The 25,867-nt window shown below is 66.1% G+C and carries 23 protein-coding genes; 5 read left to right on the top strand and 18 right to left on the bottom strand.

The window, feature by feature from the left end; all coding sequences use genetic code 11:
- Positions 1-45 precede the first annotated feature (45 nt).
- Both ACX12F_RS00755 and ACX12F_RS00750 read left to right on the top strand, forming a co-directional pair.
- Positions 46-1,080 carry a sigma-70 family RNA polymerase sigma factor gene (locus ACX12F_RS00755; RefSeq protein ID WP_459367831.1) on the top strand — a complete coding sequence of 345 codons (1,035 nt, stop codon included), beginning with the start codon at positions 46-48 and terminating at the stop codon, positions 1,078-1,080.
- A 190-nt stretch (positions 1,081-1,270) separates the two neighbouring features.
- Positions 1,271-2,398 (top strand): NDMA-dependent alcohol dehydrogenase, encoded by a 1,128-nt coding sequence (locus tag ACX12F_RS00750; RefSeq protein WP_459367830.1) that lies wholly within the window; start codon positions 1,271-1,273, stop codon positions 2,396-2,398.
- Between the two features lie 97 nt (positions 2,399-2,495).
- Here the strand turns inward: ACX12F_RS00750 and ACX12F_RS00745 are convergent, their stop codons facing one another.
- The 4 genes from ACX12F_RS00745 to ACX12F_RS00730 form a co-directional block, all read right to left on the bottom strand.
- Positions 2,496-3,404, bottom strand: coding sequence for a DUF4349 domain-containing protein (locus ACX12F_RS00745; protein WP_459367829.1), 909 nt, complete (start codon positions 3,402-3,404; stop codon positions 2,496-2,498).
- Between the two features lie 353 nt (positions 3,405-3,757).
- Positions 3,758-4,561: an SDR family NAD(P)-dependent oxidoreductase gene (locus ACX12F_RS00740; protein WP_138228089.1), complete on the bottom strand. Its 804-nt coding sequence runs from the start codon at positions 4,559-4,561 to the stop codon at positions 3,758-3,760.
- 32 nt (positions 4,562-4,593) lie between these two features.
- Complete coding sequence (locus ACX12F_RS00735; protein WP_459367828.1) at positions 4,594-4,977, bottom strand: hypothetical protein; 384 nt, start codon at positions 4,975-4,977, stop codon at positions 4,594-4,596.
- Positions 4,978-5,045: 68 nt separating this feature from the next.
- A complete protein-coding gene (locus tag ACX12F_RS00730) occupies positions 5,046-5,489 on the bottom strand; it encodes a MarR family winged helix-turn-helix transcriptional regulator (RefSeq protein WP_459370566.1) in 444 nt (147 codons plus the stop codon).
- A 67-nt stretch (positions 5,490-5,556) separates the two neighbouring features.
- Between ACX12F_RS00730 and ACX12F_RS00725 the strand changes: the two genes are divergently transcribed.
- The 3 genes from ACX12F_RS00725 to ACX12F_RS00715 all read left to right on the top strand — a co-directional run bounded on the left by ACX12F_RS00725 (position 5,557) and on the right by ACX12F_RS00715 (position 8,044).
- On the top strand, positions 5,557-6,327 hold the full coding sequence (locus tag ACX12F_RS00725; protein WP_459367827.1) for a pirin family protein: 771 nt from the start codon (positions 5,557-5,559) through the stop codon (positions 6,325-6,327).
- 170 nt (positions 6,328-6,497) lie between these two features.
- A complete protein-coding gene (locus tag ACX12F_RS00720; RefSeq protein WP_459367826.1) occupies positions 6,498-7,604 on the top strand; it encodes a phosphodiester glycosidase family protein in 1,107 nt (368 codons plus the stop codon).
- Positions 7,601-8,044, top strand: a complete 444-nt coding sequence (locus ACX12F_RS00715) for a hypothetical protein (RefSeq protein ID WP_459367825.1) — start codon at positions 7,601-7,603, stop codon at positions 8,042-8,044. Before ACX12F_RS00720 ends, ACX12F_RS00715 begins: the two co-directional genes overlap by 4 nt.
- A 59-nt stretch (positions 8,045-8,103) precedes the next feature.
- Here the strand turns inward: ACX12F_RS00715 and ACX12F_RS00710 are convergent, their stop codons facing one another.
- From ACX12F_RS00710 to fadD5, 14 genes are all read right to left on the bottom strand, one after another.
- Positions 8,104-10,620 carry a hypothetical protein gene (locus ACX12F_RS00710; RefSeq protein WP_459367824.1) on the bottom strand — a complete coding sequence of 839 codons (2,517 nt, stop codon included), beginning with the start codon at positions 10,618-10,620 and terminating at the stop codon, positions 8,104-8,106.
- A 411-nt stretch (positions 10,621-11,031) separates the two neighbouring features.
- On the bottom strand, positions 11,032-11,883 hold the full coding sequence (locus ACX12F_RS00705; RefSeq protein WP_459367823.1) for a mammalian cell entry protein: 852 nt from the start codon (positions 11,881-11,883) through the stop codon (positions 11,032-11,034).
- The gene (locus ACX12F_RS00700; protein ID WP_459367822.1) at positions 11,850-12,413 is read right to left on the bottom strand and encodes an Rv1363c family protein; all 564 of its coding nucleotides are present in this window, start codon (positions 12,411-12,413) and stop codon (positions 11,850-11,852) included. The genes ACX12F_RS00705 and ACX12F_RS00700 overlap by 34 nt, the downstream gene beginning before the upstream one ends.
- Positions 12,413-13,399, bottom strand: coding sequence for an RDD family protein (locus ACX12F_RS00695; RefSeq protein WP_459367821.1), 987 nt, complete (start codon positions 13,397-13,399; stop codon positions 12,413-12,415). Before ACX12F_RS00695 ends, ACX12F_RS00700 begins: the two co-directional genes overlap by 1 nt.
- Positions 13,396-14,040: a hypothetical protein gene (locus tag ACX12F_RS00690; RefSeq protein WP_459367820.1), complete on the bottom strand. Its 645-nt coding sequence runs from the start codon at positions 14,038-14,040 to the stop codon at positions 13,396-13,398. Before ACX12F_RS00690 ends, ACX12F_RS00695 begins: the two co-directional genes overlap by 4 nt.
- Positions 14,010-15,566 (bottom strand): MCE family protein, encoded by a 1,557-nt coding sequence (locus tag ACX12F_RS00685; protein ID WP_459367819.1) that lies wholly within the window; start codon positions 15,564-15,566, stop codon positions 14,010-14,012. Before ACX12F_RS00685 ends, ACX12F_RS00690 begins: the two co-directional genes overlap by 31 nt.
- A 3-nt stretch (positions 15,567-15,569) precedes the next feature.
- Entirely contained in the window at positions 15,570-16,736 is a 1,167-nt protein-coding gene (locus ACX12F_RS00680) for a virulence factor Mce family protein (protein WP_459367818.1), read from the bottom strand.
- Positions 16,736-18,352, bottom strand: coding sequence for a virulence factor Mce family protein (locus tag ACX12F_RS00675; protein ID WP_459367817.1), 1,617 nt, complete (start codon positions 18,350-18,352; stop codon positions 16,736-16,738). The genes ACX12F_RS00680 and ACX12F_RS00675 overlap by 1 nt, the downstream gene beginning before the upstream one ends.
- 10 nt (positions 18,353-18,362) lie before the next feature.
- On the bottom strand, positions 18,363-19,928 hold the full coding sequence (locus tag ACX12F_RS00670; protein ID WP_459367816.1) for an MCE family protein: 1,566 nt from the start codon (positions 19,926-19,928) through the stop codon (positions 18,363-18,365).
- The gene (locus tag ACX12F_RS00665; RefSeq protein WP_459367815.1) at positions 19,925-20,953 is read right to left on the bottom strand and encodes a virulence factor Mce family protein; all 1,029 of its coding nucleotides are present in this window, start codon (positions 20,951-20,953) and stop codon (positions 19,925-19,927) included. Before ACX12F_RS00665 ends, ACX12F_RS00670 begins: the two co-directional genes overlap by 4 nt.
- Positions 20,950-22,233: an MCE family protein gene (locus ACX12F_RS00660; RefSeq protein WP_459367814.1), complete on the bottom strand. Its 1,284-nt coding sequence runs from the start codon at positions 22,231-22,233 to the stop codon at positions 20,950-20,952. Before ACX12F_RS00660 ends, ACX12F_RS00665 begins: the two co-directional genes overlap by 4 nt.
- 4 nt (positions 22,234-22,237) lie before the next feature.
- The gene (locus tag ACX12F_RS00655) at positions 22,238-23,107 is read right to left on the bottom strand and encodes an MlaE family ABC transporter permease (RefSeq protein ID WP_459367813.1); all 870 of its coding nucleotides are present in this window, start codon (positions 23,105-23,107) and stop codon (positions 22,238-22,240) included.
- 4 nt (positions 23,108-23,111) lie between these two features.
- Positions 23,112-23,915 (bottom strand): MlaE family ABC transporter permease, encoded by an 804-nt coding sequence (locus ACX12F_RS00650; protein WP_459367812.1) that lies wholly within the window; start codon positions 23,913-23,915, stop codon positions 23,112-23,114.
- 262 nt (positions 23,916-24,177) lie between these two features.
- Entirely contained in the window at positions 24,178-25,800 is a 1,623-nt protein-coding gene (gene fadD5, locus ACX12F_RS00645) for a fatty-acid--CoA ligase FadD5 (RefSeq protein ID WP_459367811.1), read from the bottom strand.
- Positions 25,801-25,867: the final 67 nt, after the last annotated feature.

The following is a 25,867-nucleotide window of genomic DNA, read 5'->3' as shown; positions in this document are numbered from 1 at the left end:
GGGGTCTGCCCGCGGCGCGTCCGTCGCCGCCGCGAGGACCGCCAGATGTCACACCCCCTGCGTACCCTGAGTCAGGTGAGCGTCCTCAGCGAATCTGGTGCAGCAGACACGTCGCCCCGGTCACGCGATGCGTTCCTGGCCGACGCGGGGCGGCACCGGCGCGAGCTGCTGGCCCACTGTTACCGCATGACCGGTTCTCTGCACGACGCGGAGGACCTGGTGCAAGAGACCTACCTGCGCGCCTGGAAGGCCTACGACAATTTCGAGGGCAAGTCGTCGGTGCGGACGTGGCTGTACCGCATCGCCACCAACACCTGCCTGACCTCGCTGGAGGGCCGTCAGCGCCGGCCGCTGCCGTCCGGGCTCGGCCAGCCGTCGGCCGATCCGCACGCCGAGATCACCGAGCGCACCGACACCGCCTGGCTCGAGCCGCTGCCCGACGTGCACGACGCACCGGGCGACCCGCAGACCATCGTCAGCTCACGTGAGTCGGTGCGCCTCGCGTTCATCGCTGCGCTGCAACATCTTTCACCCCGGCAGCGCGCGGTCCTGGTGCTGCGGGACGTGCTGCAATGGAAGGCGGCCGAAGTCGGCGAGGCCGTCGGGACGTCCACCGCTGCCGTCAACAGCCTGCTGCAGCGGGCCCGCGCCCAGCTCGATGCCGTCGGCCCGAGCGAGGACGACGTCCTCGTTGCCCCGGAATCCGACGAGGCCAAGGACCTGCTGGCGCGGTACGTCAACGCTTTCGAGTCCTACGACATGGATGCCCTGGTCGAGCTGTTCACCGCCGACTCGGTGTGGGAGATGCCGCCGTTCGACACCTGGTACTCCGGTCCCCGCGACATCGTCGAGCTGTCCCGGTTCAAGTGCCCGGCCGAGCACCCCGGCGACATGCGGTTCGTCGTCACCACCGCCAACGGGCAGTCCGCCGCGGGCATGTACATGCGCAACCCGGAAACCGGCCGACACGAGGCGTTCCAGCTGCATGTGCTGGACATCAAGCCCAATGGCATCTCGCACGTCGTCGCGTTCATGGACCCGACGCTGTTCGAGAAGTTCGGGCTGGCGCCCCACCTCTGACCGGGCTCCCAACCGTCGTGACCGCAGACCGGAAGCGCCCCTGGGCGCCTCGTTTCGGTTTCTGCGCACTACTGCCGCTAGTTTCTGGATCGACCCAGTGACATGTTCTGAGGTGATGTTTACCCAGGTGGAGTGCCTGCTATAGCACCTTTCTGGAACGTGTTCTTACTTTGTGGCTATGATCTTCGTCATGAAGACCAAAGGCGCTCTGCTGTGGGAAGTGAACTCCCCGTTCCAGGTCGAGGAGATCGACCTCGGTGACCCCGTTGCCGACGAAGTACAGATTCGGATGCATGCCGCGGGCATGTGCCACTCCGACTACCACCTGACCACCGGTGCCACTCCGATGCCGCTGCCCTGCCTCGGCGGGCACGAGGGCGCGGGCGTCGTCACCAAGGTCGGCAAGAACGTCACCGGCATCGAAGAGGGCGACCACGTCATCCTCGCGTTCATCCCGGCCTGCGGCTCCTGCCCGCCGTGCATGAAGGGCTTCCGCTCGCTGTGCGACCGCGGCGCCGTCCTGCTGGGTGGCAAGTCGATCGCCGACGGTACCAACCGCATTCACACCGCCGGCGGCAAAGAGGTCGCGGCGATGAACCTGCTGGGCACCTTCGCGCCGTACATGACGGTCCACAAGGATTCCGTCGTCAAGATCGACAAGGACATTCCGTTCGAGTCGGCCGCCATCATGGGCTGCGCGGTGCCGACCGGCTTCGGCTCGGCCACCAACGTCGCGCAGGTTCAGCCGGGTGAGTCGGTTGTCATCGTCGGCGTCGGCGGCATCGGCATGAGCGCGCTGCAGGGCGCCGTGATCTCGGGTGCCAAGCACGTCATCGCCATCGACCCCAACCCGTGGAAGCGTGAGCAGGCGCTGAAGTTCGGTGCGACGCACGTCTACCCGTCGATGGCCGAGGCCATCGCGCCGATGATCGACCTGACCTGGGGCCTGATGGCCGACACGGTGATCATCGCCGTCGGTGAGATGAAGGGCGAGTACATCGAAGAGGCCATGATCCTCACGGCCAAGACCGGCACCTGCGTTGTCACCGGCATGGGCTCGATGATGGATGCCGACGTCAAGCTGAACCTCTTCCTGTTCACCATGCTGCAGAAGACGTTGAAGGGCAACATCTTCGGTGGCGGCAGCTCGCACATCGAGACCCCGCGCCTGGCCGCGCTGTACAAGTCCGGCCTGCTGAACATCGACGACATGATCACGCGGACCTACAAGCTCGAGGACATCAACCAGGGCTACCAGGACATGCTGGACGGCAACAACATTCGCGGCGTCGTCACCTTCGACGAGTCCGACTGGTAACTGTTCTTCGCGCGCTGCAAGACTGCCCCTTCTCTTCGGAGAAGGGGCAGTCTTGCGTCTGGCCCCGCTAGCGGGAGGTGCCCCCAGCTCGCGGGAGTTACTCCTGCGGCGGGCCGGCAGGCGGCGCAGGCTCTGCCGGCGCGCTGCTCTTGTGACGCGAGCCGGTCCACTTCACGAATGCGTAGAGGACCCCACCCAGCACCGCGAGCGGCAGCAGCCACGGCAGCAGGAAGCCGAACGCCAAAACTAGGTGAGAACCAAAGGCCCACAACGTATCCCAGCCTCGCTCGACCTGCCCGAAAAACCCGTGATAGCGCTCCGAGACAGGGCCGCCCGGCTGTTCTGCGGTGATCTGCACATCGATGGAGCTGTAGGTGATCTGGTCGCGGAGAGAGTCACGCTGTGCCTGCAAACTCTGCAACTCGGCCTGCCGCTTCGACAGCGCATCCTCGGCTTTGATCAGCGCGTCAGGGTCTTTGGAATCGCGCATGATCGCAAGCAGTCGATCCACCGACGTCTTCAGCGCGGTGATCCGGGCGTCGAGGTCGACGCGCTGCGTGGTGACGTCGTCGGTCTTCACCTCGAGGGTCTGGACGGTGCCGAGCCCATTGAGCGAGGCCAGCGCGGCGTCGAGCCCATTGGCCGGAACGCGCAACACGAGGTGGACGCTCGCCCGGCCCGAGGTCGATCCGGCGTCGTCCGAGCGCTCGTCGACGCGCCCGCCCGCTTTGTCGACGAGCGCGGTGGCCTTGTCCGCCGCTGCCACCGGATCCGCGGTGACGAGGATCAGCGACGCGGTCTTGACGACGTCCCGCGCCGGCTCGACAGGTGGCGGGGGCGCCTCGGGGGCATTGCCTTTGAAGTCCGCCCCACTCTTGAGCGGCGCCGCCGCCGGTGCGGAGTCGTTGTGCCGCGTCGAGTTGCTGCCGCCACATCCGGCCACCAACCACACCGAGGCGATCAACAGAGCGAGAAATACGACCGGCCGGAACCGCGTGCGCGTCATGCCATCCGAGCGTACCGAGCGATTCACAGGTTTTCCGTGGCGAATGTGCAGCCAGCTGCCCTGCCGCTGCGCCACGAGTTCGTCGCGCTTTTGCCGAGCCTGACCAGAAGGCGATGTTGCACGCGAATTTTCGCCGTCAGGTCAGGCTCGCGCCGATCGTCGTCCGTAGCGGTGCCGAACGCAACTGCACGGCGCTTCGAGGCCGGTTTCTCCGCCACCTGGTTGCGTTCGACACCGCCCGCGAAGGTGCAGCCGGGATCGCGTCCGGACTCCCGCTCCGAAACGGCCGAACCCCCCCAATCTCGTTGGAGATTGGGGGGTTCGAAAGTGACCGGGAAGAACTGCTACTGCTGCTACTTCGGAGGCATCCTGATGCCGCCGTCGACGCGGACGACCTCGGCGTTCATGTACGAGTTGGTGATCAGCTCGATGACCATCGAGGCCAGCTCCTCGGGCTTGCCCAGGCGGTGCGGGAACAGCACCGACTCGCCGAGCTTGGCCTTGAACGCCTCCGAGGCTTCACCCTCGCCGTAGATCGGGGTGTCGATCAGGCCGGGGGCCACGGTGTTCACGCGGATGCCGACTGCCGACAGGTCGCGCGCGACCGGCAGGGTCAGGCCCACGACGCCACCCTTGGACGACGAGTACGCCGCCTGGCCGATCTGGCCGTCGAATGCCGCGACGCTGGTCATGTTGACGATGGCACCACGCTCACCGGCCTCGGTGAAGTCGTTCTTGCTCATCTGGGTGGCGGCGATCCGGATGCAGTCGAAGGTGCCCACCAGGTTGATGTCGAGGACCTTCTTGTACAGGTCCAGGTTGTGCGCCGACTCGAACTCGCCGTCCTTGCCGATGGTGCGCTGGGCCCAGCCGACACCGGCCGAGTTCACCAGGGCACGCAGCGGGCCGAGGTCAGCGGCGGTCTTGACCGCGTCGATGATCTGCTCGGTGTTGGTGACGTCGACGGTGACGAAGACACCACCGATCTCCTTGGCGAGCGCCTCGCCCTTCTCGGCCTGAAGGTCGGCAATGACGACCCGGGCACCCTTGGCGGCCAACTGACGGGCAACAGCCGCACCGATTCCTGACGCGCCGCCGGTGACGACCGCGCTAGCTCCATTGATATCCACGCCGACAGCGTATGCGAGGCCATCCATTCAGTGGGACAGACCTCACAATGCTCAGCGAACTACTGGTTGCAGATCGTCACACGGGTGTGGAAGTGCCAGCTATCGATGTTGACCACATCACCGGGATTGCCGGGCACCGACCCGCTGGAGTCGAGCTCCGGGATGTAGATCTGGTTGATGGTGGCACCGAACCCGAGGCCGGTGTTGTCCTTGATCCCGCCGTCCTGGTGGATGGTCCAATTCACCATGCCGTCGGAATAGGTGTAGGTCCGGACGATATCGAGCTTCTTGCCGATGCCGGTGTTCGGGTTCCGCGTGACCACCATGGGGCTGCCGTCCAACGGCACACAGGATCCCTCCGCGTGCGCCTGCGGGGTCGGCGACCACGCCAGCCCGGCGACCAGCGCGCCTGCCATGGCAGCAGTGACGACTGCATGTTTCACGTGAATCCTCCCCGCAAACCCGACGGTCCTACTGTAGCCGCGAATTCGCTTCGACTCTCGGGGTCCGTTCAGGCCAATCGCTCGAGCACCGTCGCGACCCACCGCCGCACCGCCTCCGCCTGCGTCCGACTCATGCCGTCGAACACCACCGAGCGGACCAACTCGGCATGCCCGGGCGCGGCGGCCTTGAGCGCGTCCCGCCCGCCCGTGGTGAGGGTGACGACGGCCGCACGCCGGTCGTCGGCCGCCCCGGACCGCTCGATGAGACCACGCGCCCGCATCCGCGCCAGTTGGTGCGAGACCCGGCTCTGCTCCCACCCCAGGTGCGCACCGAGCTCACCCATCCGGCACTCGGGCAGTTCGCTGAGCGCCACCAGCACGTCGTAGTCCGCCAGCGACAGTCCGTGGTCGCGTTGCAGCTGCCGATTGAGCGCCGCTTGCAGACCGCCACTCATCGCCAGGTAGGCCCGCCAGAGGTCCTGTTGGTCGTCAGTCAGCCACACGAAATATATGACACATCATTTATGTTGTGACGTCCAGTAGCGACACCTAAGCTCACCGACAACGACAGGGGTAGAAATGACGAGAAACCCGACTGCCGGCATTGACATCCGCCGCGCCGCCGATCGCGACGCGACCCGCATCTCGTGGCTGGATTCCAAGCATTCGTTCTCATTCGGCGATCATTACGACCCCGCCAACACCCACCACGGCTTGCTGCTGGTGAACAACGACGACCGCGTCGCGCCGGGCTCGGGCTTCGAGACCCATCCGCACCGCGACATGGAGATCGTCACCTGGGTACTGCGCGGGTCGCTGGTGCACCAGGACTCGACCGGCAACTCGGGCGTCATTTACCCCGGGCTGGCCCAGCGGATGTCCGCCGGGCACGGCATCCTGCACTCGGAGAAGAACGATTCGTGGCGCCTCACAGGAGCCGAATCCCACAGTGAGCCAGTGCATTTCGTGCAGATGTGGGTGGTTCCGGATGAGTCCGGGAAGACACCGGGCTACCAGCAGCTGGAGATCGACGACGAGCTGCTGCGCGGCAAGCTGGTGACCATCGCCTCGGGCATGCCCGGCCATGCCAACGACACCGCCATCACCATCGGCCAGCGCAACGCCGCGCTGCACGGCGCCCGGCTGGAACCGGGCGACAGCGTCGAACTGCCATCAGCCAAGTACCTGCACCTGTTCGTGGCGCGCGGCGAGGTTGCTCTCGAAGGCGCCGGGCCGCTTCAGGAAGGCGACGCCGTCCGGCTCACCGCCTCTGGCGGCCAGCGCATCACCGCCACCACACCGGCCGAAATCCTGGCGTGGGAAATGCACACCGACCTGTTCGGCTCGTAACCCCACGCCGGCGGCCCCGCCCTGACCCCGGTCGGCGGCGGGGCCAATTGCGCTGTCCACCAGGGTGATTCATCTGTCATGGTCCCGTGATGCCGGCGTGACCAAAGTTGACAGAGTGTTTGCTGTGGCTACGCTGAAGGTCGTTGTATCGAACCGGAGAAAGGGCCACAATGTCGTTTCTCGGGCCGGATACCCGACTCGACACCTACCGTCGCGCGCGGAGAATCCTCAGGCGCACAACACTTCTGGCCCTGTGCGCCGGCCTCGTCGGCGCCATCGGAGTACCGGCGGCCCATGCCGCCGACGGCCGCTCGCTACTGGTCAACGCCATCACCAACTACCGCGGCAGCTTCCTGGTCTACAACTTCGGCGGCGACCACCCCGCGCCCCTGCTCAACGCCGCGGGCAACTGGTATGAGTCCGGTAACGGCGGGCACCTGACCGTCATCAAAGCGGCGTCCCAGCGCATGAACCCGCGCCTGCTCGTCGACTCCCACCGCGGCATCCAGTCCCGCTGCGAGCGTGATCCCCGCGCCCGCACCGCCGAAGGACTGTGGCAAGCCTCTGAGGTCTTCACCCCACTGGAAGCCTGGCAGGCGCTGGGCCGACCCACCATCGCGGTGAACGCCAACTTCTTCGACATCCGGGGCCAGCAGGGCGGGTCGTGGATGTCCACGGGATGCAGCTCGCCGCTGGGCGCCTACGTCGACAACACCCGCGGCCAGGGCCGCGCCAACGCCGCCGTCACCGGCACCATCCCCTACGCGGGCAAGCAGGGCCTGTCCGGCGGTAACGAGGTGTGGACCGCGCTCAGCACCATGATCATTCCGTCCGACGGCGCGCCGTACATGATAACGCCAAGCAGCACAAGCGATTTCCACGCCGCGACCGCAGCGGTCAACAACCTGGTGAACCAGGGCGCCCGGTTCGTCGCGGTCAGCGGCATCGGCCTCTTGGCACCCGGCGACACCGGCCAACTGAACGACGGCGGCCCCAGCGCCGCCCGCACCGCGCTGGCCTACGTACGCAGCCGCGACGAGATGTATATCTTCCAGGGCGGCAGCTACACCCCCGACCAGATCCAGGATCTGTTCCGGGGGCTCGGCAGCGACACGGCCATCCTTCTGGACGGCGGCGGCTCCTCCGCCATCGTGCTGCGCCGCGACACCGGCGGCCGCTGGGCCGGCTCCGGCACGCCACGCGGTTCCTGCGACACCCCCGCAGTGCTGTGCGACTCCCGAGAGCGCGCACTACCCGGCTGGCTCGGCTTCGCTTGAGGCAGCAGGCGTCACGCCACTTCTCCACCGGTGCCACAGGCACCGGAATCAGCCTCGGCGCCAGCACTTTTCGGCTGCTGCACAGCCTTGGCGCCCTGGCGCTGGGACGCCGCGTCTCCACGCGCGAGGTGGCCCGGGTCGTCGCCCATACCCACCTGCTCACCCGGCAGCTGCTCGGTAGCGGTCGTGGCGCCCGCAGCTTCCGCACCTGTGTACGGATCGGACTTCGGGTCGGATTTCGGATCGGGCTCGCGCTCTTCTGCCTTGCCGTCGGCCTCTGTGTAGGCATTGGCCTCAGCGTGTGGCTTGTGGGGCGTCTGCTCGTCGGTCTGGTCGTCCTCGCGGGTCGCCTGATCGGCTGGGCCGACCCGCCGCCGCGAACAAGTTTCCAGACCGGCGCGCGAGCAGCGTCTCGACCAGTGCGCACCCTCGCGCGTTAGTCACAAAGACGCCCGACGCGCATTCGCGTCGGGCGTCCTCAATGCCGCATTTCCGGGTGTCAGCCGGCGTGTGCGCCCGAGCTACCACCGGTGCCGGCGGTCGACTTGGCGGCGCCGTCCTTCTTCTGCTGCTTGGTCTTCGGGGTGTCGGTCTTGGCCGACCCGTCGCCGCTCGCGGTTTTATCCGACTTGTCCTTGGCGGACTTGTCGGCCTTGGCCGGCTTGTCGCCGCTCGCGGTTTTGTCCGACTTGTCCTTGGCGGACTTGTCGGCCTTGGCCGGCTTGTCCGTCTTCGTGCCCGTCTTGTCCGCACCCGCGGTGGTCGCACCGGTGGAGTCGTCCGCGGCGTGCTTCGGCTTCTTGCCACTGTCCGGCGTGGACGGGGTGCCGTCCGCGGCGGCGTGCTTGCCCGAGGAACCGTCGGTGCCCGCCTTGGGATCTGTCGTCGGGTCGGCCTTGGGGTCCGTCTTGGTGTCGCCTGCCTTGGGGTCGGTCTTGGGGTCGGTCTTTGGATCTTCGGCGGTCGTCGCGGTGCCGGTCTTGTCCTCGGCCGCCTTGTCCTTTGCACCGGCCGACTGCTCGGTGGCCAGCTTGCCGTCCTTCTTGCTCGTACCGGTGAGGCCGGTGAGACTGGCCGACAACGGCTGCAGCTTCGGCGTGGTCGACGGAATGTCGGTCGCGGCCGCCGTGCTGACGACGCCCTGCTTTGCCGCCAGCGAGTTGACCGTCGCACCCTGCGTGAGGCCGCCGAGCGTGCCCAGCACGCCGTTGAGCAGGTTCTGCACCGTACCGGCCAGGCCGCTCAGCGGGTTGACGCCGCTGAACTTGCCACCGGTGATCAGCTTGATCAGCGCCTCGATCGCGTTGTCCGGCGCGGCCGTCGGGTTGGCGCTGAAGAACTCCTTCTTGAAGCCCGTGACCAGCGAGTTCATGATGTCTCCCGGCACTTGCTGCCAGTTGACGTTCGGGAACGAGAAGAACGGCGTCGGGGTGCCCGGGTCGTTCAGGGTGCGGCTGTAGGTGCCGTCCGGGTTGCGCACCACATCGGTGTAGCCCAGGTTCACCAGGCTGGTCATAGCCGGGGCCAGCGCGTTGGCCAGCTTGTAGATGGGGCTGCCCAGCGTGCCGAAGCTGATCATATTCAGCACGTCACCGGTCAGGTACATCGGTTCCATGAACGGCAGGGTTTTGGTCGGGACGGTCAGATAGATGTTGACCGCCAACGGATTTCCGGTCAGCAAGCCGCCGGCGAGGGCGCCCAGCTGCGTGGTCAGCTGGTTGGTCAGGGTGGCGGTCGAGATGCCGCGCAGCAGGTAGGTCGGCAGGGTGCCGGCAACCAGGTTGTTGGCCAGGCTGAACGGGTTGGGCCAGGCGGCCAGGTCGGAGAACGGCTGGTATTCGAGGGTCGCGTCGACCTTGACGGGCAGCAGGTTCGCGCCGCCGATGGACAGCCCGGTGTTCAGCAGCGGAATTCCGCCGCTGTGCGCGGCAGCCACATCCGGGGTGATCAGGTTGATGCCCAGCAGGTCGCCGAGCGGGTAGAAGCGCGCCAGCAGGCCGCCGTTGGCGCGGCCCAGGTTGTTCAGCAGGATCATCGGCAGGACGGTCAGGCTGCCGAGGACCGGGCTGGCGCCGGTATGCGTGGTCCCACCCGGCTGGTTGGACAAGTCCGCCAGCACCTTCGAATACGCCTGCCCCATGGAGAACGCTCCGAGGCCGAAGCCGACGCTGATAGGCACCCGCACGTCGATCAGGTCCAGCTTGTCCAAGCCCAGGATGCCGCCCACGGTGTCGATTGCGCCTTGCAGCACCGTCACCAGCGGGCCCAGCGCCGGCAGCTGCGAGGCCCGGCTGAGCACCGTGTTCAGCAGCCCCATGGCGCCGACATCGAGGTACTGCGTGTTGTTGATGGCGTTGGCGATGGCGTTCGCGGTGCCCGGGGTCCAGCCCAGGTCCAGCCCGGCGATCTTCAGCAAGCTGAACACCGGCCCGGCCGTGACGATCTTGACGCCCGGAATGTTCAGATTGCTCAGGTCGAGGATGTTGCTGAGGTTGATACCCAGAACGTCCAGCAGTCCGCTGAGGGTGATGTTGCCCTGGGCATCCATGAGTTGCAGGCCCTGCAGAAGCGGCACCAGCGCGCCCGTGATCAGCGGGCCCAGGGCCGCGTTGAGCAGCGGCGTCAGCTGGATGGGCAGCGCGTCGAGAATCTGGCTGAGCAGATTCTTCGGCAGCTGGTTGATGAGATTGGTGAGGTTCAGCCCGCTGAGACCGCCGAGGCCGCTGAGCGCCTGGACGATCGCCGGCGCCAGTGCGTCGATGCCGTTCTGCACCTGGTTGTACACGGCATTGCCCAAGCCGCCGGTGATGTCGGGCCAGACGCCCGGCTTCGGGAACGGCGTGGTGAACGCGGACAGGTTGACCGCCGGGTGCGACGACGGCACCACCACCGGTCGCGGAGCCGGCGCGTTCGGCACCGACGCCGTCACGGTCATCGCGGTAGCTGTTGCGGCAGCCGCACCCAGCAATGCCGCCCGCTTTGCTTGAACCCGCCCAGCGAGTTGCATAACAGCCATCAGCCCCGTCCCCTCAGCCACCGCAACTGGTTATCAACCGGACGGTAACATTAATGCATCGCAGCTCCAACACCCACCCTGACCTGCCGCTTTCCCAGATTTGGCAAATGGCTGAATAAGGCTCACCCCGGCCGGTGAACGCGGCGCAGTCAGCAAATTTTCGCGCAGTGAAAATTCTTTGCTGAAACACGAGCGAGACGTGACGTGACCACACCCGCAGCCTGGCAAATGTTGACGCTATTGGTGACTGTGATGCCCGACCGCCGCAGGTCCGAACGTGATTCAAGCCATAGTCGTCGCAAGCCACCTGACACCAACCACCTTCGCAACCAAGACGAAGACAGCCGGCTCACAGTGTGCTGACAGGCAGCGCGCATCAATTCAGGCAAACACGAAAACCCGCGCCCTCGGCTACAGCTGCGGCGTCAGATCCAATTTGGTCAGAGCACTCATCTGACTGACCTTCCAATCGGCTCCCGCGCGCTTCAGGACGAGCCGGTAGGAGAGGTACCGCAGCGAGGGGATGCCTTTGGTCAGCGGGCTGGTCGCGACGGAGTTGGTGTAGACAATGGCGGTGGCCTCATTTGCACCGATACTTTCCACCGCTGTGCCCATCACCTTGGTCTGATTGGTGACCTGAGCCTGCTTGTTGCTGGCGACGATCGAGTCGACGAACTTGCGGTACTCCTCGGCGAAGCCGCCGGTCAAGTACTGCTGCGCCCGGTCCGCCAGCTTGTCCATGTCGTTCGGCGAGTACGACCACAGCGTGGTCACCGCCGCGGCAGCGGTCTTTGCGACCTCGAATTTGTTGTGCACCAAGGCACGGTCCGCCAGATACGGCTGAGCCGCGGCACCCGCGAACGCGGTGGCACCGACGAACAATGCCGCCGCCACGACACCCGCCGCCAGCAGCTTGCGCCCGGCAGGACGGTGCGGCACCAGCACCACGGGCGCCGCCTCGGACTCCTCGGCCGTTACCTCGTCGGTCGCTTCGGTATCCGAATCTTCTTGCGCGGCAGCATCTTCGGGCTTAGCTTCGGCGTCGGTTTGCGTGGCGGCATCGTCAGCGGCAGCCCCGTCAGCGGCGACGTCTTCAGCCGCGGTCTCTCCAGCCGCAGCCGCGCCGACGCCGACCTGATGCCGCGGCAGCCGGTGGCGGCGCCGGGCAGCCTTGCCCTGCGGCGCATCGGCCGTCCCCTGCGCAGCGTCGGCCACTGACTCCCCGGGGGTCACATCACCGGATTCATGCGGCTGATCTTCCACTGCTGCCCTTCCTGCGTTGCCGTTACCACCCAACGCGATCCGCTTTCCACGGTCGCGTTGCCGTCCGGCGTCGTCGTCGTCAGCTTCATCGCGATCAGCACGTCCGCGCTGCCGTCGTCATTCCACCGCGCGACACCCGCGGCCTCAACCGTCCCCTCCGCCGGCTGTGCGCGCGCCACCTGGAGCACGATCTGGTCACGCCTGTCCTTGAACTGCTTGGCGAACTCGCCAGTGGCTTGTCCCGCAATCCGCTCGACGTATTTGTTGGCGTGGAACGGGTCGACCGCGGTGAAACCCTTCATGAACTCCTCCACGTAGCCCAGCACGGCCGCCGACTTGGCCTGGCTCGTCACGTCTTCCTCGTGCTGCACCAACAGATAGCTGCTGGCCGCGATCGTGGCGATCACCAAAACCGTTGTCACGCAAGCAATGACAGTCAGCACCACGCGGCGAGGCGTCGCCGCCACGGCCTTGAAGTAATCACCGGCGACAAAGCGCTTGGCGGCATCGATCTTGCGGCGCGGGCTCATCAACGTCCTCCCCGCGGGCTCTTGAGCACTGTCAGGTTCGACAACTGCCACTTGCCGTCCCGCGACTTCACGAAGTCCACCCGCACGGTCGCGGTGATGAACCGCAGCGAGTTGGTGTCGACGCCGCGCTGCCCCTGTAGGGCGAGCAGCATCGTCGCCTTGTCGGCGTCGGCAGTCAACACCGCGCTGCTCACCGCGTAGTACTGGTTGGTCGTCGGCTTCTTGCTGCTGATCTGCTGCTGCTTGATCAGCTGGTCGCGGTAACCGTCGGTGACCAACGCCTGGGCGGTCTTGAAGTCGTTCTGATAGGTGTCGACGCCGTAGCTCAGGACGTGCTCGACGATCTTGGGGCCCTGCTCCGAAATCTGGTGCCGCGCCTCGTCGACCGCGCGGTCATGGCGGAACTGCACGCCGTAGCTCAGCCCCACTGCGGCCACACAGATCAGGGCCGCGGCCGCGAGCACCTGCCCGGCCCGCCGGCCCGGGTCGCGCTCGGGCGCCGAAACGACGCGAACTTCCGTGTGCACCAACAGATCTGCAAAGGTGCGATGACGCGGATCCCACAGTGGCCACAGCCAGCCGAGCAGTACCGCAGCGGTGTCGAGCAGATGCGCGAGGTCACGCAGGATGAGCCGGCCCATGCCGGCAGGAACGCCGGCGGGTACCCGCTCCACCCGGATCGAGAACAGCGAACGGCCCAGGCTCCACCCCGTGATCGACGGCAGCAGCCACCGGTTCACCAGGATCGCGGCCGCCGCCAGCGTCGCCAGCCCGGCGTACACCCACAGCGTCCAGTCGGCCCGGGCAGCGTAGCCCAGCAAGGCCATGACGGCGATGACTGCCACGCCCAGCACCACGTCGAGCGCGAAGGCGCCCGCGCGCGCCGGCCACGACGCCAGCACCGGTGCCGCCTGGACCGCCGCCTCGGCGTGCCCAGACTCGGTGCTCACTGCCTCGGGGCTCGTCGTCTCCTGTCCAACCGTCACGAGGTGACCTGGTCGAGCTTGGCCACCTTGAACTTCCCGTCCACCGGTGCCATCTGCGCTCGCATCCGGTAACCGACTTCCTTGTCCTTCTCAGCGCTGTTGCTGATCTTCACGCGCAGCGCCACCAGGACGTCGATGGACCCGTCGTCGTTGTGCTTCTCGACGGCGGCCCGCATCTGTGAGATCTGCACCTGCACATTGGCGGCCTTGTACGCATCGAGCGTGATACCGCTCATGAACGAAGCCTGCGTCGCGTACGCGCCGGTGGCGCACTCGATGATCTTCGTCTGCGCAGCGATCATGGCCGACGTATCAGGCGCCTGGGTGGCCGTCACGCAGTCCTTGGCCGCCGTGATGGCGGCCGTCTCGTTCGCCGCCAGCGCCTGGCTCTCGCGATGCGACTTGAGCGCGAACCAACCGCCCGTGCCAACCGCGGCGGCCAGAATCACCAATAGTGCACACACCGTCAGGGCGATGCCCCGCCCGATCCGGGCGGGGCGCCGCGCACCCTCTGATTCGCCGGTTACGTCCGGTTCCTCGATCGATTCCTCGGCAGACGGCTCTGTCGTCACCACGTCCTGCGACGTGACGTCCTGCTCATCGGTGGGGTTCAGCTGGCTGGTGCCAGCATCTCCTTCCATCCGTCGTCTCCTGGGTTGCTCGAGTTGTTGACCGAATACTTCACACCATTCGGTCCGACCACTTGACCGCTCTGCGGGTTGTAGGTGGCCGCTGGTCCTGCAGCCGGAGTGTAGATGCACGGGTTGGGTTGCTGTCCACTACAGGCGACAGTGCCCTGCCCCGGGGCACTGACCGGGTCACTGGACGGAGCCGACGCCCGCTCCGGAGGCGGCAGCATGTTGGCCGGCAGTGGGTTCATCCCGTTGTTGATCGACGGCGCCGGGATCACCTTGCCCGGATCGACCGGCTGATCACAGCGCGCGGCCGGAGCCGGGCAGTTCACGACCTGGTCCGGGTCGCCGTACCAGGGGTTGGTACCCAGCGGCTCGTAGGGCTTGTTGTCGCGGCACTCCATCGGGCTGGCCGCGCGCTTCGCCGGGTTGTCCACACAGGGCAGGTTGCGCGAACCGCGGACCGTGTTCTGGGCGTCCTTCGGAATCTTGCAGTACAGGCCCGACGCCAGCGGCGCGGTGGACGTATCCGCCGGGGACCGCCACTGTGACGCCGGCAGGAAGCCGGTGAGGCATGGCGGCGGCTGGTTGATGCCCAGCGCCAGGTTGATCGGCAGTTCCTTCTCGTAGACCGCGGTCAGCGAGTCGACGATCGGACCGGCCATCGGCAGCACCACGAGCACCTGTTCGAGGCCCTTGTTGTACCGCTTCAGCATGTCCAGGACGATCTCGACGTTGGCCAGCGACTGCGGCAACGCATCACGGACCTCGCCGAACACCGCGTTGAGCTGGTCAGCCGTCGGCGCGCCCTGCTGGATGGCGCCACGCAGCGCCGCGTCCTGCTGGGCCGACTGCGCCGCCAGCACGTTCAGGTTCCGGGCCCACCGCGAGATGGCGTCGCCGGACTGGACCTGACTGTCGATGATCGGTCCCGAGTTCTGGATGATGTCGTCGACCGAACCGAGGTTGTCCTTGAAGTCCCCCGCCAGCGCTTGAGTGCCGTCGACGAGGTGCTGCAGTGACGGACCGAGGCCGCCGATCGCTTCCGAGGTGTAGTCGAGCAGTGCCCCGATCTTCTCCTTGGGCAACGCCTTCAGGCCATTCTCGGCCGAGTCGAGCGCCGGGCCGACTTCCTTGGGCACCGTGCCCTTGGAGATGGTCTGGCCCTCTTTGAAGTACTGGCTGGGGTTGTCCGGCGACACCAGGTCGATGAACTGCTCACCGACCGCCGACACCGAGTGGACATTGGCCACCGTGTCGACCGGAATCTTGTACTTGTCGTCGATGTCCATCTTGACGCGGGCGCCGGTCTCGGTCGGCTCCACCGCCAGCACCTTGCCGATGGTGATGCCGTGGTAGGTGACGTTGGCCGTCTTGTACAGACCCGCCGAGTTCGGCAGGTCGGCATACAGGCGGTACATGCCCACGCCGAGGTAGGTCGGCAACTGCAGGTAGACCAGGGACAGGCCGACGAGCGCGGCCACCGTGAGGATGCTGAAGATCACCAACTGCATCTTCAGAAACCGGGTGAGCATCGGTCACTCCCCCCTTTCCACTCGCGGCCCGCCCGGCGCGGTGGCCGGGTTCGGGGTGAATCGGACATCCGGGATCATCGTCGCCGGATCGCGGCCCCACGACTGCTCCAGCGCGCGGGCCATACCCGACAGACCCGTGCCGGTCAGGATGCCGTTGTCGACGGCACTCAGCGTCAGGTCCAGGTGCAGCGAGATGTTCATGTAGTCGCCACGGATGACCTTCGGGATGTTGTCGATCGGGAACGGCAGCGTGAACAGCAGCTTCATGGCCGGCACCAGGTTCGGTGACGTCTTGGCAATCTGTTTGAGCGCCCGCTGCAGCGTCGCCAGGTTGGTGTGGAGGTTGGCGTTGCTGTTCGACAGCGTCGTGTCGGCGGCCTTCGACAACCGGCCCAGCGCCAGCACCGCGTTGGTGAACAGGTCCTGGGTCTTGTTGAAGTGCTCGATCAGCGGCGGCGTCTCGGTGAGCACCCGGTCCAGGGTGTCGTTGCGGTCCGCCACGACCTTCAGCAGCGTGTCACTCGACCGGATGGCCCGCGTGATGTCGTCGCGCTGCTGGTTGAGCTCGTCGGTGAAGGTGTCCAACCGGTGCAGGAACTCTTTGATCTGATCGGCGCGCCCGTTGAGGATGTTGTAGACCTCGGACTGGATCTTCTCGATGTTCGGCACACCACCGCCGGTCAGGATGCCGGAGATACCGGCCAGCGTCGTCTCGATGGTCGGGAACGGCTTCGAGTTCTCGAGGGTGATGGTGTCGCCGTTGCGCAGGGGCTGCGCGTCGGGATGGGCCGGCTGGTCCAGCTCGACGTGCTGCGAGCCCAGGAGGCTCGTCTGGCCGACCCTGGCAAACACGTTGCGGGGCAAGTGAATACCCGGGTTCAGATCGACCGTCAGAGTGGGAACCCAGTTCTTCAGGGCAATCGCACGCACCCGGCCGACGAACACGTCGGCCACCCGGACGCGGCTGTTGGCGTTGAGGCCCAACGTGTCCGACATCTGGATGTAGACCGTCCAGTTGCCGTCCACCGTGCCCGGTCCACCGGGCAGCGGCACGTTGGCGATGCCGCGCCAACCGCAGGAGCTGAGGATCAGCGCCGCGGCAGCCAACACGCCGACCCGGCGGGCGTTACGCGCCCAGCTCCGCGATTTCGGATCGATCGACCCGGTCATCACTGGCCTCCAACTTCAGCAGGAAGTGCGGGTCCGGCCGGCGCCGGCGCCGGTCCCGGGGCGGGCCCGGGTGCCATGGCACTCATCGGACTCGGGTCATTGCCCGGTCGCGGCGGCGAAACCGGTCCTGGCTGCGGGTACCACGGCGGCGGCAGCGGGCTGCTCTCGTTGTAGGCATCCGGCGGACCGGCCATGTTGACGCCACCGGTCGGCGGAATGATGTCCGGCCCACCCATGAGCTCGGCCAACGACTCCGGGGTCAGCAGGTCCTGGGTCGACTGCCCGACCTTCAGCCCCTGCATACCCGGCGCGGTGACCCAGCCTGCCTCGTGCTGACCGTGCGACCACGGGGTGTCACGCGAGAACACACCCGGCACAGTGGTGTCCTTGAACCCGCCCGGGGGCTGCAGGCGCGGCTCCGAGTAGGTGACCAGCTTCGGCAGCGTCATGGCGGTGGTCGCCATGTTGATGCCGAACGGCAGGTAGTTGAACTTGATCGCGTCCATGACCGGCGCCAGGTACTGCGCGCACAGTTCAGCGGAGTCCTGGTAGCCCAACCGGCTGCCGGCCTGGATCGAGCTGCAGATGAACTGCAGCGGGTTCGAGAAGTTCGTGACACCCGGCAGCACGGGTGCGGAGACCAGACCGCCGGTGGCCGGCGAGTAGATGTTCTCCAGGTTGGCCAGGAAGTTCGGGTAGGCGTGCAACGCCCGCTCCAGACCGTCGCGCGCCTCCGGCTGCACGACGGCCGTCGTCGCCTCGGAGACATCGTTGATGTCGTGGGCGAGAACGCTGCCGTTCTTGTCCAGGAAGCTGCGGGTCGTGGCCATCACCTTGTTCAGGTCCTTGAGCGCGCTCGCCAGTTCCTGATCGGTGTTGGTGAACTTATTGGTGAACGAGGCCAGGTCGTTGTTCAGCGAGACGAACTGCTGGTCACTCTTGTGCAGGGCGTTGACGAACACCGCCAGGCTCTTGATCACCTGGATGAAGTCGCCGCGGCCCTGGTTCAGAGTGTTCACCGCATCAGACAACCCCTTGAGGGTCTTGTTGATCTGCGCGCCCTTGCCCTCGAAGCCGTTGGCGAACGACTCGATGATGTCGCCGAACGGTCCCTTGGGCTGTTCCTTGGTGGGACCCAGCTCGGCGAGGATGCGAGTCAGCTGGTTGCGCAGCTCGTCGTACTCGATCGGGATCTGGGTCCGCTCGATCGGGATGACGGCACCGTCTTTCATCGCCGGTCCGCCGGTGTACGGCGGCGACAACTGGATCACGCGCGACGCCACCAGACTCGGGTTCAGCACCGAGGCGGACGCGTTCTGCGGCACCTTGTACTTGCTCGAGTAGTGGAAGACGACCTTCATCTTCCCGTCGGGCGACGTCTCGAGGGTGTCGATGGCCCCGACCTCGACGCCCATGATGAGGACCTTGTCGCCGGGGTACAGCGCCAGCACCTCAGGGAAGTACGCCGTCACCGTCGTGGTGGTCAGCTTGCGGTACAGCTGCAGCCCGAAGAACCCGACGAGCACGATCGCCACGAGCGCAAGGGCACCACCGATGAGCGTCCCCTTGGACAGGTTCGGCTTCTTGATATTCCGGATGTTGAAAACAGTCGACATCGTGGCGGCCCTATCCTTGCGACCCTGGCGGGAGGAACGGCGGGTTACCCGGCAACGGCGCGGTACCGGCCGGTCCGGCGTTGGGACCCGGCCCTGGCGGCGCCGGCGGAGCGATCAGCGGCCCGGGGATCGGAGCGAATCCGGGAGCGATGTCGTTGTCACCGGGCTGCGGCGTCAGCGGAACCGTCCGGGCACCAACGGGAGCGGGCGGCAACGGCACCGGCGTACCGGGCACGTTCTCGGCCGGCTGTCCCGGGAAGGCGGCCGACGGCACACCCGGGCCGGTGGGCACACCGGCCGGGTTCGGCGCCGAGGAGACGACATCCGGCGGCGCGTAGCCGGGGCCACCGAACGGACCGACGCTGAGGTGCGAGCACGGCAGCGGATCGGCCGGCGACGGGTCTGCGCCGGCCCCCGGGGTGTACGAGCACGGCGAGCCGGGAGGTACCGCGGGGCCGGGGTGCTCCGGCGTGCCTTCAAGCTTCGGCGGAGCCGGCGGCGGTGCACCGTTCGCGAAGCGCGTGCCGTTGGGATCCGGCCACTGCGCCTCGGGCAGACCGGCGCTGCGCCAGAAGTCTTGGGGGTTCAGCCCGCGCTTCTTGAACGCGGCGTCCACGAACGGCTGCATCAGCTGCGGCGGCAGGATGTTCTCGACCATGACCTTGAAGTACGGGCCCGATGCGATGGCCTCCGACAGCGAAGCCACGAACTTGCCCGCCGACACCAGCGTGTCGGCCAGGTCCTGCCTGCGCGCGACGAGGATGTCGCCGATGGTCTTGAGCTGCTCCAGCACGTGGTTGATGTTGGGGTTCTCGTCGATGGTCGCCTGGAGTTGGTGCGACACCTTCGAGATCCGCTCCAGCAGCAGGCCGATGGCCTCACCGCGCTGGTTCAGGGCGTGCAGCAGCGTCTGGGCGTTGACGAGCAGCGCGTTCACCTGACCACTGCGGTCGCTGAGGACCGTGGCGATCTTGTTGGCGTTGGCCAACAGCGACCGGACCTGGTCGTCACGCTTGCCGATGGTCTCCGAGAGCTTTTGCACCCCTTCGAGCGCGGCGCTCAGGTGCGGCGAGGTCTGGTCGGCGGTCTCGGACAGCACGTTCAGCGAGTCCTTGATCGTCTTGGTGTCCCAGCCCTGCGAGGCCCGCGTGACATCGAAGATCGCGTCGTAGATCTGGTACGGCGTGGACGTCTGCCCCAGCGGCAGGGTGCCCCTTGCCGGCAGCTTGTGGGTGCCCTTGGGCTCGATCTCGATGGCCTTGCGACCCAGGATGGTCTCGGTCTTGATCAGCGCGCGGCTGTCCGAGCCGATGGTGTTGGTGCCGATCTGGAAGCCGATGATCACCTTGTCGCGATCGATGTCCATGGACTTGACCTGGCCGACGTTCACACCGTCGATGCGGACGAAGTCGCCCACCATGAGGCCGCCGGTATCGCTGAACTGGCCGTAGTACGTCGGGGACGCGAAGAGCATGGGCACGTTCGTGACGGACGCTCCGACCGCCGTCACCAGCGCGACGACAGCGAGGCCCATTGCGCCTCTGCGGACCCGGTCGGATCCTTCTATGGTCCTCACTTCGGCGTGCACCTTCCCGACGGCTGGTTGAAGAGCTTGACCGTGCGCACCGGACCGCCCGGCTGCAAACCGTTCATCTTCACCTCGACGTCACAGACGTAGAAGTTGAAGAAGTCACCGTAGACACCACCTGCGCGGCCCAGAATCTTCAGCGCCTGCGGGACCTTCTGCAGGGTGTCGTTCAGCTGCTCCTTCTGGTCGACCAATGACTGCTGCGTGGTCTCCACGTAGCCGAGGGTGTCGTGCAGCAACGGGCGGTTGTCGCCCAGCAAGTCACCGAGGGAGTTGGCGGCATTGCTGATGTTGGCCACCGAGTCGGCGATCGGGTCAGCGCGGTTCTTCAGCCCGGTCACCAGCGCCTCGAAGTTCTTGAGCGTGTCGTCGAACTGCTTCTGGTGCTTGACCGTGGTGTCGAGGACCGTGTTGAGGTTCTTGATCACCTCACCGATGGCCTGGTCCTGCTCCCCGATGGTCGAGCTGAACTGCGCGGTCTGATCGAGGATGTTGTTGATGGTCCCGCCCTCGCCCTGGAAGATCGTCACGATCGACGAGGCGATGGTGTTGACCTTCTGCGGATCCAGCGAACGGAACAACGGCCGGAAGCCACCGACCAGCGCGTCGAGGTCAAGCGCGGGCTCGGTGCGCTCGATCGGGATGGTGCCGCCGGGCGGCAGGATCTGGTTGCTCTCACCCCGCCGCAGGTCCAGGAACCGGTTACCGAGCAGATCCAGGTAGCGGATGTGCGCCGAGGTCTGCTGGTACAGCGGAACCGACTTGTCGACGTTGAAGTGCACCCGCACCTTGCCGCCGGGGATCAGTTCGACATCGGTGACCTTGCCGACCTCGACGCCGAAGGCACGCACGAACTGGTCGGCCTTGAGGCCGCTCGTGTTGTCGAAGATCGCGTAGTAGTCGTTGTTCCGGCTGAACCGGAACTGACCGAACACGATGAAGATGCCTGCCGTGAACGCCAGCAGGACCGCGGAGAAGATGGCGAGTTTGATCGCCGTGCCCTTGATGCTCATGGGTTGATCGTGTTCTCCCCGTCTTGACGACCCCAGACGTATTCGGACGCGAACGGCGAACCGAGACCGAAGTGGTTGTACGGCGCGATCGACGCGCCAGTGTCCATCACCATGTACGGCATCGGGAGGATGTCCTTGGTGACCGTCCAGCAACCCGGGCGGCCCATCGGACCGCCGGAGGCGTTGATCCGCGGGAGGTTGTCCGGGTAGACGTACTGGTTGGCCGCGCCGACGAGCTCGGTGTGGGTGACCAGCGAGAAGCCGTTGCCGCCCAAGCCCTTGGCCGCGGCCGGCGCACCGGCGGCGAACCCGCGGAACAAGCAGTCGAGCTCGGGGGCGTATTTGTCCAGCAGTGCCGAGGTCGGCAGCAGGTCCTGCGCACCGCGGACCAGGTACGGGCCGCCGCGCTCGAGGATGTCACCGCCGGTGTTGCCGAACCCGACCGCCGACATCAGCGCCTGATCGATGTTGCCGCGCTGATCGTTCAGGGTGCGCTCGGTGGTCACGGCATTCTTGAGCCCGTCCCACAGGTCCGGCGACGCCTTCGCGTAGACCTCGGTCAGGTCGGCCAGCGCCTTGGTGTCGTGCCGGAAGGTCGGCATCCGCTGATTCAGGTCGGCCAGAATGGTGTTGCCGTTGACCAACGCCTGACCGAACTTCTCCCCCAGCCCGTCGAGGGCCTGGGCGGCCGCCGTCAGCGTCTGGTTCAGCTTGATCGGGTCGACCTGCTCGGAGATCGCCGTGATGGTCTCGAACAACGTGTTGAACTCCGTCGTGACGCACGCGGTCGGCGGCGTCGGCGGGGAGCACTTGGACACGTCGATGGTGTCGCCACCCCGCAGGCGCTGCAGCGCCGGGCTCGGCGGTGAGGTGAACGAGACGTACTTGTTGCCGAAGGCCGTGGTGGCCAGCAGCTTCACGTCGACGTTCTTGGGCAGCAGGCCCAGGTACTGCGGGTCGACGTTCAGGACCAGCTTGGCCTCGGGCGTCTGGCCCTGATGCCCGACGACCTGAATTTCCTTGACGCGGCCGATGGGCACGCCGTTGTAGGTGGCCTTCGAGCCGGGATCCATGGACAGACCCGACCGCGGGGTCAGCACGTAGAGCTGGGCCTTGGTGTCGAAATACCCACGGAACTGGGCCCAGGTCAGGCTCAGCACCACGGCGGTGACGATCGCCATGATCACGCCGGCGATCTTGTAGGGCGGGGTCCGGTCCTTGTTGAGCGGCGCGCGCACCTGCCCATCGGCGACCGGCGGCAGCGGCTGTGGATTCGTCATCGGGTCACACCGTCAGGTTGAAGTTCGGGTCGGTGCCATACAGCGCCAACGAGAAGAGCAGAACGACCGTGACGATCGCGATCAGTGACGTACGCATCGAGCGGCCCACCGCCTCGCCCACACCGACGGCGCCGCCGCTGGCGTAGTAACCGAAGTAGGCGTGGTTGAGGAGGACGACCACCGACATGATGATGACCTCGAGGAACGACCACATGACGTCGTCGACGCGCAGGAACGTGTGGAAGTAGTGCTCGTAGGTACCGACCGACTGTCCGTAGAACAGAGTGGTCACCAGCTGAGCCGACAGGAACGACAGCAGGATGGCCATCGCGTACAGCGGGATGATGACGACCATGCCCGCGATCAACCGGGTCGACACCAGGAAGGACAGGGACTTGACGCCCATGACCTCGAGGGCGTCGACCTCTTCACTGATGCGCATGGCGCCGAGCTCGGCGGTGGCACCGGCGCCGACCGTCGCGGCCAGGGCCTGACCGGTCACGACCGGGGCGACGACGCGAATATTGGCCAGGGCGGCGAAGAAGCCAGTAAAGGCCGCGACACCGATGTTGCCCAGGGACGCGAAACCCTGGATGGCGATCAGTGAGCCGGCGGCCAGGGTGACGAAGCCGATGATGGCCACCGTGCCGCCGATGACGGCCATGGCGCCCGTGCCCATGCCGACCTCGGCGATGAGCCGCAGTACCTCTTTGCGGTAGTAGCGGAACGCGTGCGGGATGTGCCCGACCGCCGAGACGACGAAGACCGCGACGTGACCGAGGCTGTCGAACATCCTCGCCGGCGCAGCACCGATTTCGGCGACCTTGGAGAACGCCCGGGGGAACCGCCCCCGGAGAACTGTCGATGTACTCATTCCGTCACCCGGCCTGCGTTCCGAACTTGACGCCGATCGTGGTGAGCACGACGTTCACCCCGAACAGCGCGATGACACAGAGCACCAGCGTTTCGTTCACCGCGGTGCCGACACCCTTGGAGCCGCCTGCCACGGTGAGCCCGCGGTAACAACCGACCAGCCCAGCGATCAGGCCGAAGATGGTGGCCTTGAGCACCGAGATCACGACCTCGGGGAAGCCCGTCAGCAGCGTCAGCGTCGAGACGTAGGCGCCGGCGTTGACGTTCTGGATGTAGACACCGAAGAAGTAGCCACCGACCAGGCCGATGATGATCACCGCGCCGTTGAGCATGAAGGCGACGAACGTGGAGGCCACCACGCGTGGCACCACCAGGCGCTCGATCGGGTCGATGCCCAGCACCTCCATGGCGTCGATCTCTTCACGGACCGTCCGGGCGCCGAGGTCGGCGCAGATGGCCGTCGACCCCGCGCCGGCAACCACGAGCACCGTCACCAGCGGGCCCAGCTGGGTGACAGCACCCAGGGCCGCGCCGGCGCCGGAGACGTCAGCCGCGCCGAACTCCGCGAGCAGGATGTTCAGCGTGAAGATGATCAGCACCGTCAGCGGGATGGAGACCGCCAGCGTGGGCAGGAAGGCCACCCGGATCAGGAACCAGCTCTGAAGGACGAACTCCTTCCACTGGAAGGGCCGCGAGACCAGCGCCTTGAAGGTGAGGATGCACATCTTGACGAAGCCACCGATCTTGGTGAATGGCTTGTCCAACTGGTCCTTGAGATAACTGACCAAGGTGTTGTCCGAGGCTGTCACTGATCAGCCTTCCCTTCCGGAAAACGGCCGTTCCGCGGCTTCACGCGTGGCACGCCCCCTCCTTAGCCCCTAGCACAAACTGAGTGATTTCTGTCTCGCTACTCCCGAGTAGTAAGACGGACCACAGGAGAGTACCCGATACACCGCGTACCCCGTGACCCAACTGAGGGATAATTGCGTTCAGTTTCAGCAAACGCGACATGGGCCCATCCGCCCTCCGCTCAGGTGGTGGAATTTCTCAGCGCGTCGTCACTTGCCACGCTTACGACACACTTGTATCACCGAACCGCTCGCGTAGTTCCGTTTTAAGTACCTTGCCAGAAGGATTTCGCGGAAGCGCGTCGACGATTTCGAGTGCCTTGGGGTGCTTGTACCGCGCCAGTCGTTCGGTCAGGAAATCATCGAGATCCGCCAGCGTCAGGGCACTTTCGCATTCGACGTGCGCGTTCGGCGTCACCGCGACGACCGCGACGGGCACCTCACCCCACTTTTCATGGGGGCGTCCGATCACCGCGACTTCGGTAATTGACGGGTGCGCGGCCAGAATGTTCTCTACCTCTGCACAGTAAATATTTTCGCCGCCGGAAATAATCATGTCCTTTTTACGGTCGACGACCCAGATGTAACCCTCATCGTCCTGGCGAACCAAGTCGCCGGAATGGAACCAACCGCCGGCGAATGCCTCGGCCGTCGCTTTCGGGTTGTTCCAATATCCCGCCATGAGGGTGGGTGCACGGTAGACGATCTCCCCGACCTCGCCGACAGGCACGTCGTTCATGTTGTCGTCGACCACGCGCGCGGACACGGTCGGGATCACCCGTCCGACCGATCCGAGCTTGCGCAGCGCGTCCTGGCTCAACAGCATGCACGTCACCGGCGACATCTCGGTCTGACCGAACGCAGCAAAGATCTGCGTGCCGGGGAACGTCGCCGCCATCTCCCTCAGAAGAGTGTCCGACGCGGGCGCCGCGCCCCACGACAACACACGCAGTTTCACGTTGCGGGGCTTGGCCTGCTGTGCTGCGCACACCGCCTGCCACTGGGCCGGAACCAGGAAGATCGAGGAGACGCCCTCGGCCTCCAGCACGTCGAGCAGGGCGCCGGGGTCGAACGCGCCTAGCGGGTAGATGACCGTCGGCAGACCCAGCAGCAGGCCGCCGATCATGTTGCCGATGCCGGCGATGTGGAAGAAGGGGACGCCGATGAAGCCGACGTCGTTGTTGATGTCTGGCGCGATGGTGAACAGGTTGGTCATGCCCTGACCCATGATGTTGACGTGCGTGAGCACGGCACCCTTGGGGTACCCGGTAGTGCCTGAGGTGTACATGATCAGCGCCGGCGAGTCCTCGGGGATATCGACAGGCGCGGGTGGCGCTCCTTCCTCGGCGAGCACATCCTCGTAACCGAGCACGTCGCCCTCGGTTGCGCCGCCGGCGACGATCACTGTGCCCAGCGACGGTTCCAGCTCCCGCACCGCGGTGGCTACCGGGGCCAGCACCTGCTCGGTGATCACGGCCTTCGGGTCACAGTCCCGGACCAGGTAGGCGATCTCGGGCGGCGTCATACGGAAGTTGACCGGCACCGCAATGGCGCCGAGCAGGTTGGCGGCCAGGAACGCCTCGACATATTCGGTACGGTTCAGCATCAGGATGAGCACGCGGTCGCCGAAGCCGACCCCTCGACGGCTCAGCGCTCCCGCGAGTTTCGTGACCCGACGCTGCAGCTCACCCCACGTGACGGTCTGGCCCACGAACCGCATCGCGGTGGCCTCCGGCTGCATGAGGGCGTGGCGGGCGAGGTGGGTGGTCCAGTTCTGCCGACGAGCCAGATAGGGCTGCTCGAGTGCTGCGGATGACACGGTCTGCTCCTGCGTCTCGATCGGCATCGCGGCGGAATTGACGTGACCACGACAAGCGATGCTGATATTTGATCAAATATAGTGTTGCCGCCGT

This window comes from Mycolicibacterium sp. HS_4_1, from assembly GCF_054515875.1.
This window is presented reverse-complemented; position numbering and strand designations above follow the sequence as displayed.

Coding starts and splice junctions, on each gene's coding strand:
- fadD5 (WP_459367811.1), bottom strand. CDS start 25,800: ATGCCGATCGAGACGCAGGAGCAGACCGTGTCATCCGCAGCACTCGAG.
- ACX12F_RS00750 (WP_459367830.1), top strand. CDS start 1,271: ATGAAGACCAAAGGCGCTCTGCTGTGGGAAGTGAACTCCCCGTTCCAG.
- ACX12F_RS00665 (WP_459367815.1), bottom strand. CDS start 20,953: ATGAGCATCAAGGGCACGGCGATCAAACTCGCCATCTTCTCCGCGGTC.
- ACX12F_RS00710 (WP_459367824.1), bottom strand. CDS start 10,620: ATGGCTGTTATGCAACTCGCTGGGCGGGTTCAAGCAAAGCGGGCGGCA.
- ACX12F_RS00685 (WP_459367819.1), bottom strand. CDS start 15,566: ATGCTCACCCGGTTTCTGAAGATGCAGTTGGTGATCTTCAGCATCCTC.
- ACX12F_RS00740 (WP_138228089.1), bottom strand. CDS start 4,561: ATGGATGGCCTCGCATACGCTGTCGGCGTGGATATCAATGGAGCTAGC.
- ACX12F_RS00680 (WP_459367818.1), bottom strand. CDS start 16,736: ATGACCGGGTCGATCGATCCGAAATCGCGGAGCTGGGCGCGTAACGCC.
- ACX12F_RS00690 (WP_459367820.1), bottom strand. CDS start 14,040: ATGGAAGGAGATGCTGGCACCAGCCAGCTGAACCCCACCGATGAGCAG.
- ACX12F_RS00745 (WP_459367829.1), bottom strand. CDS start 3,404: ATGACGCGCACGCGGTTCCGGCCGGTCGTATTTCTCGCTCTGTTGATC.
- ACX12F_RS00655 (WP_459367813.1), bottom strand. CDS start 23,107: ATGAGTACATCGACAGTTCTCCGGGGGCGGTTCCCCCGGGCGTTCTCC.
- ACX12F_RS00675 (WP_459367817.1), bottom strand. CDS start 18,352: ATGTCGACTGTTTTCAACATCCGGAATATCAAGAAGCCGAACCTGTCC.
- ACX12F_RS00720 (WP_459367826.1), top strand. CDS start 6,498: ATGTCGTTTCTCGGGCCGGATACCCGACTCGACACCTACCGTCGCGCG.
- ACX12F_RS00755 (WP_459367831.1), top strand. CDS start 46: ATGTCACACCCCCTGCGTACCCTGAGTCAGGTGAGCGTCCTCAGCGAA.
- ACX12F_RS00700 (WP_459367822.1), bottom strand. CDS start 12,413: ATGAGCCCGCGCCGCAAGATCGATGCCGCCAAGCGCTTTGTCGCCGGT.
- ACX12F_RS00725 (WP_459367827.1), top strand. CDS start 5,557: ATGACGAGAAACCCGACTGCCGGCATTGACATCCGCCGCGCCGCCGAT.
- ACX12F_RS00660 (WP_459367814.1), bottom strand. CDS start 22,233: ATGACGAATCCACAGCCGCTGCCGCCGGTCGCCGATGGGCAGGTGCGC.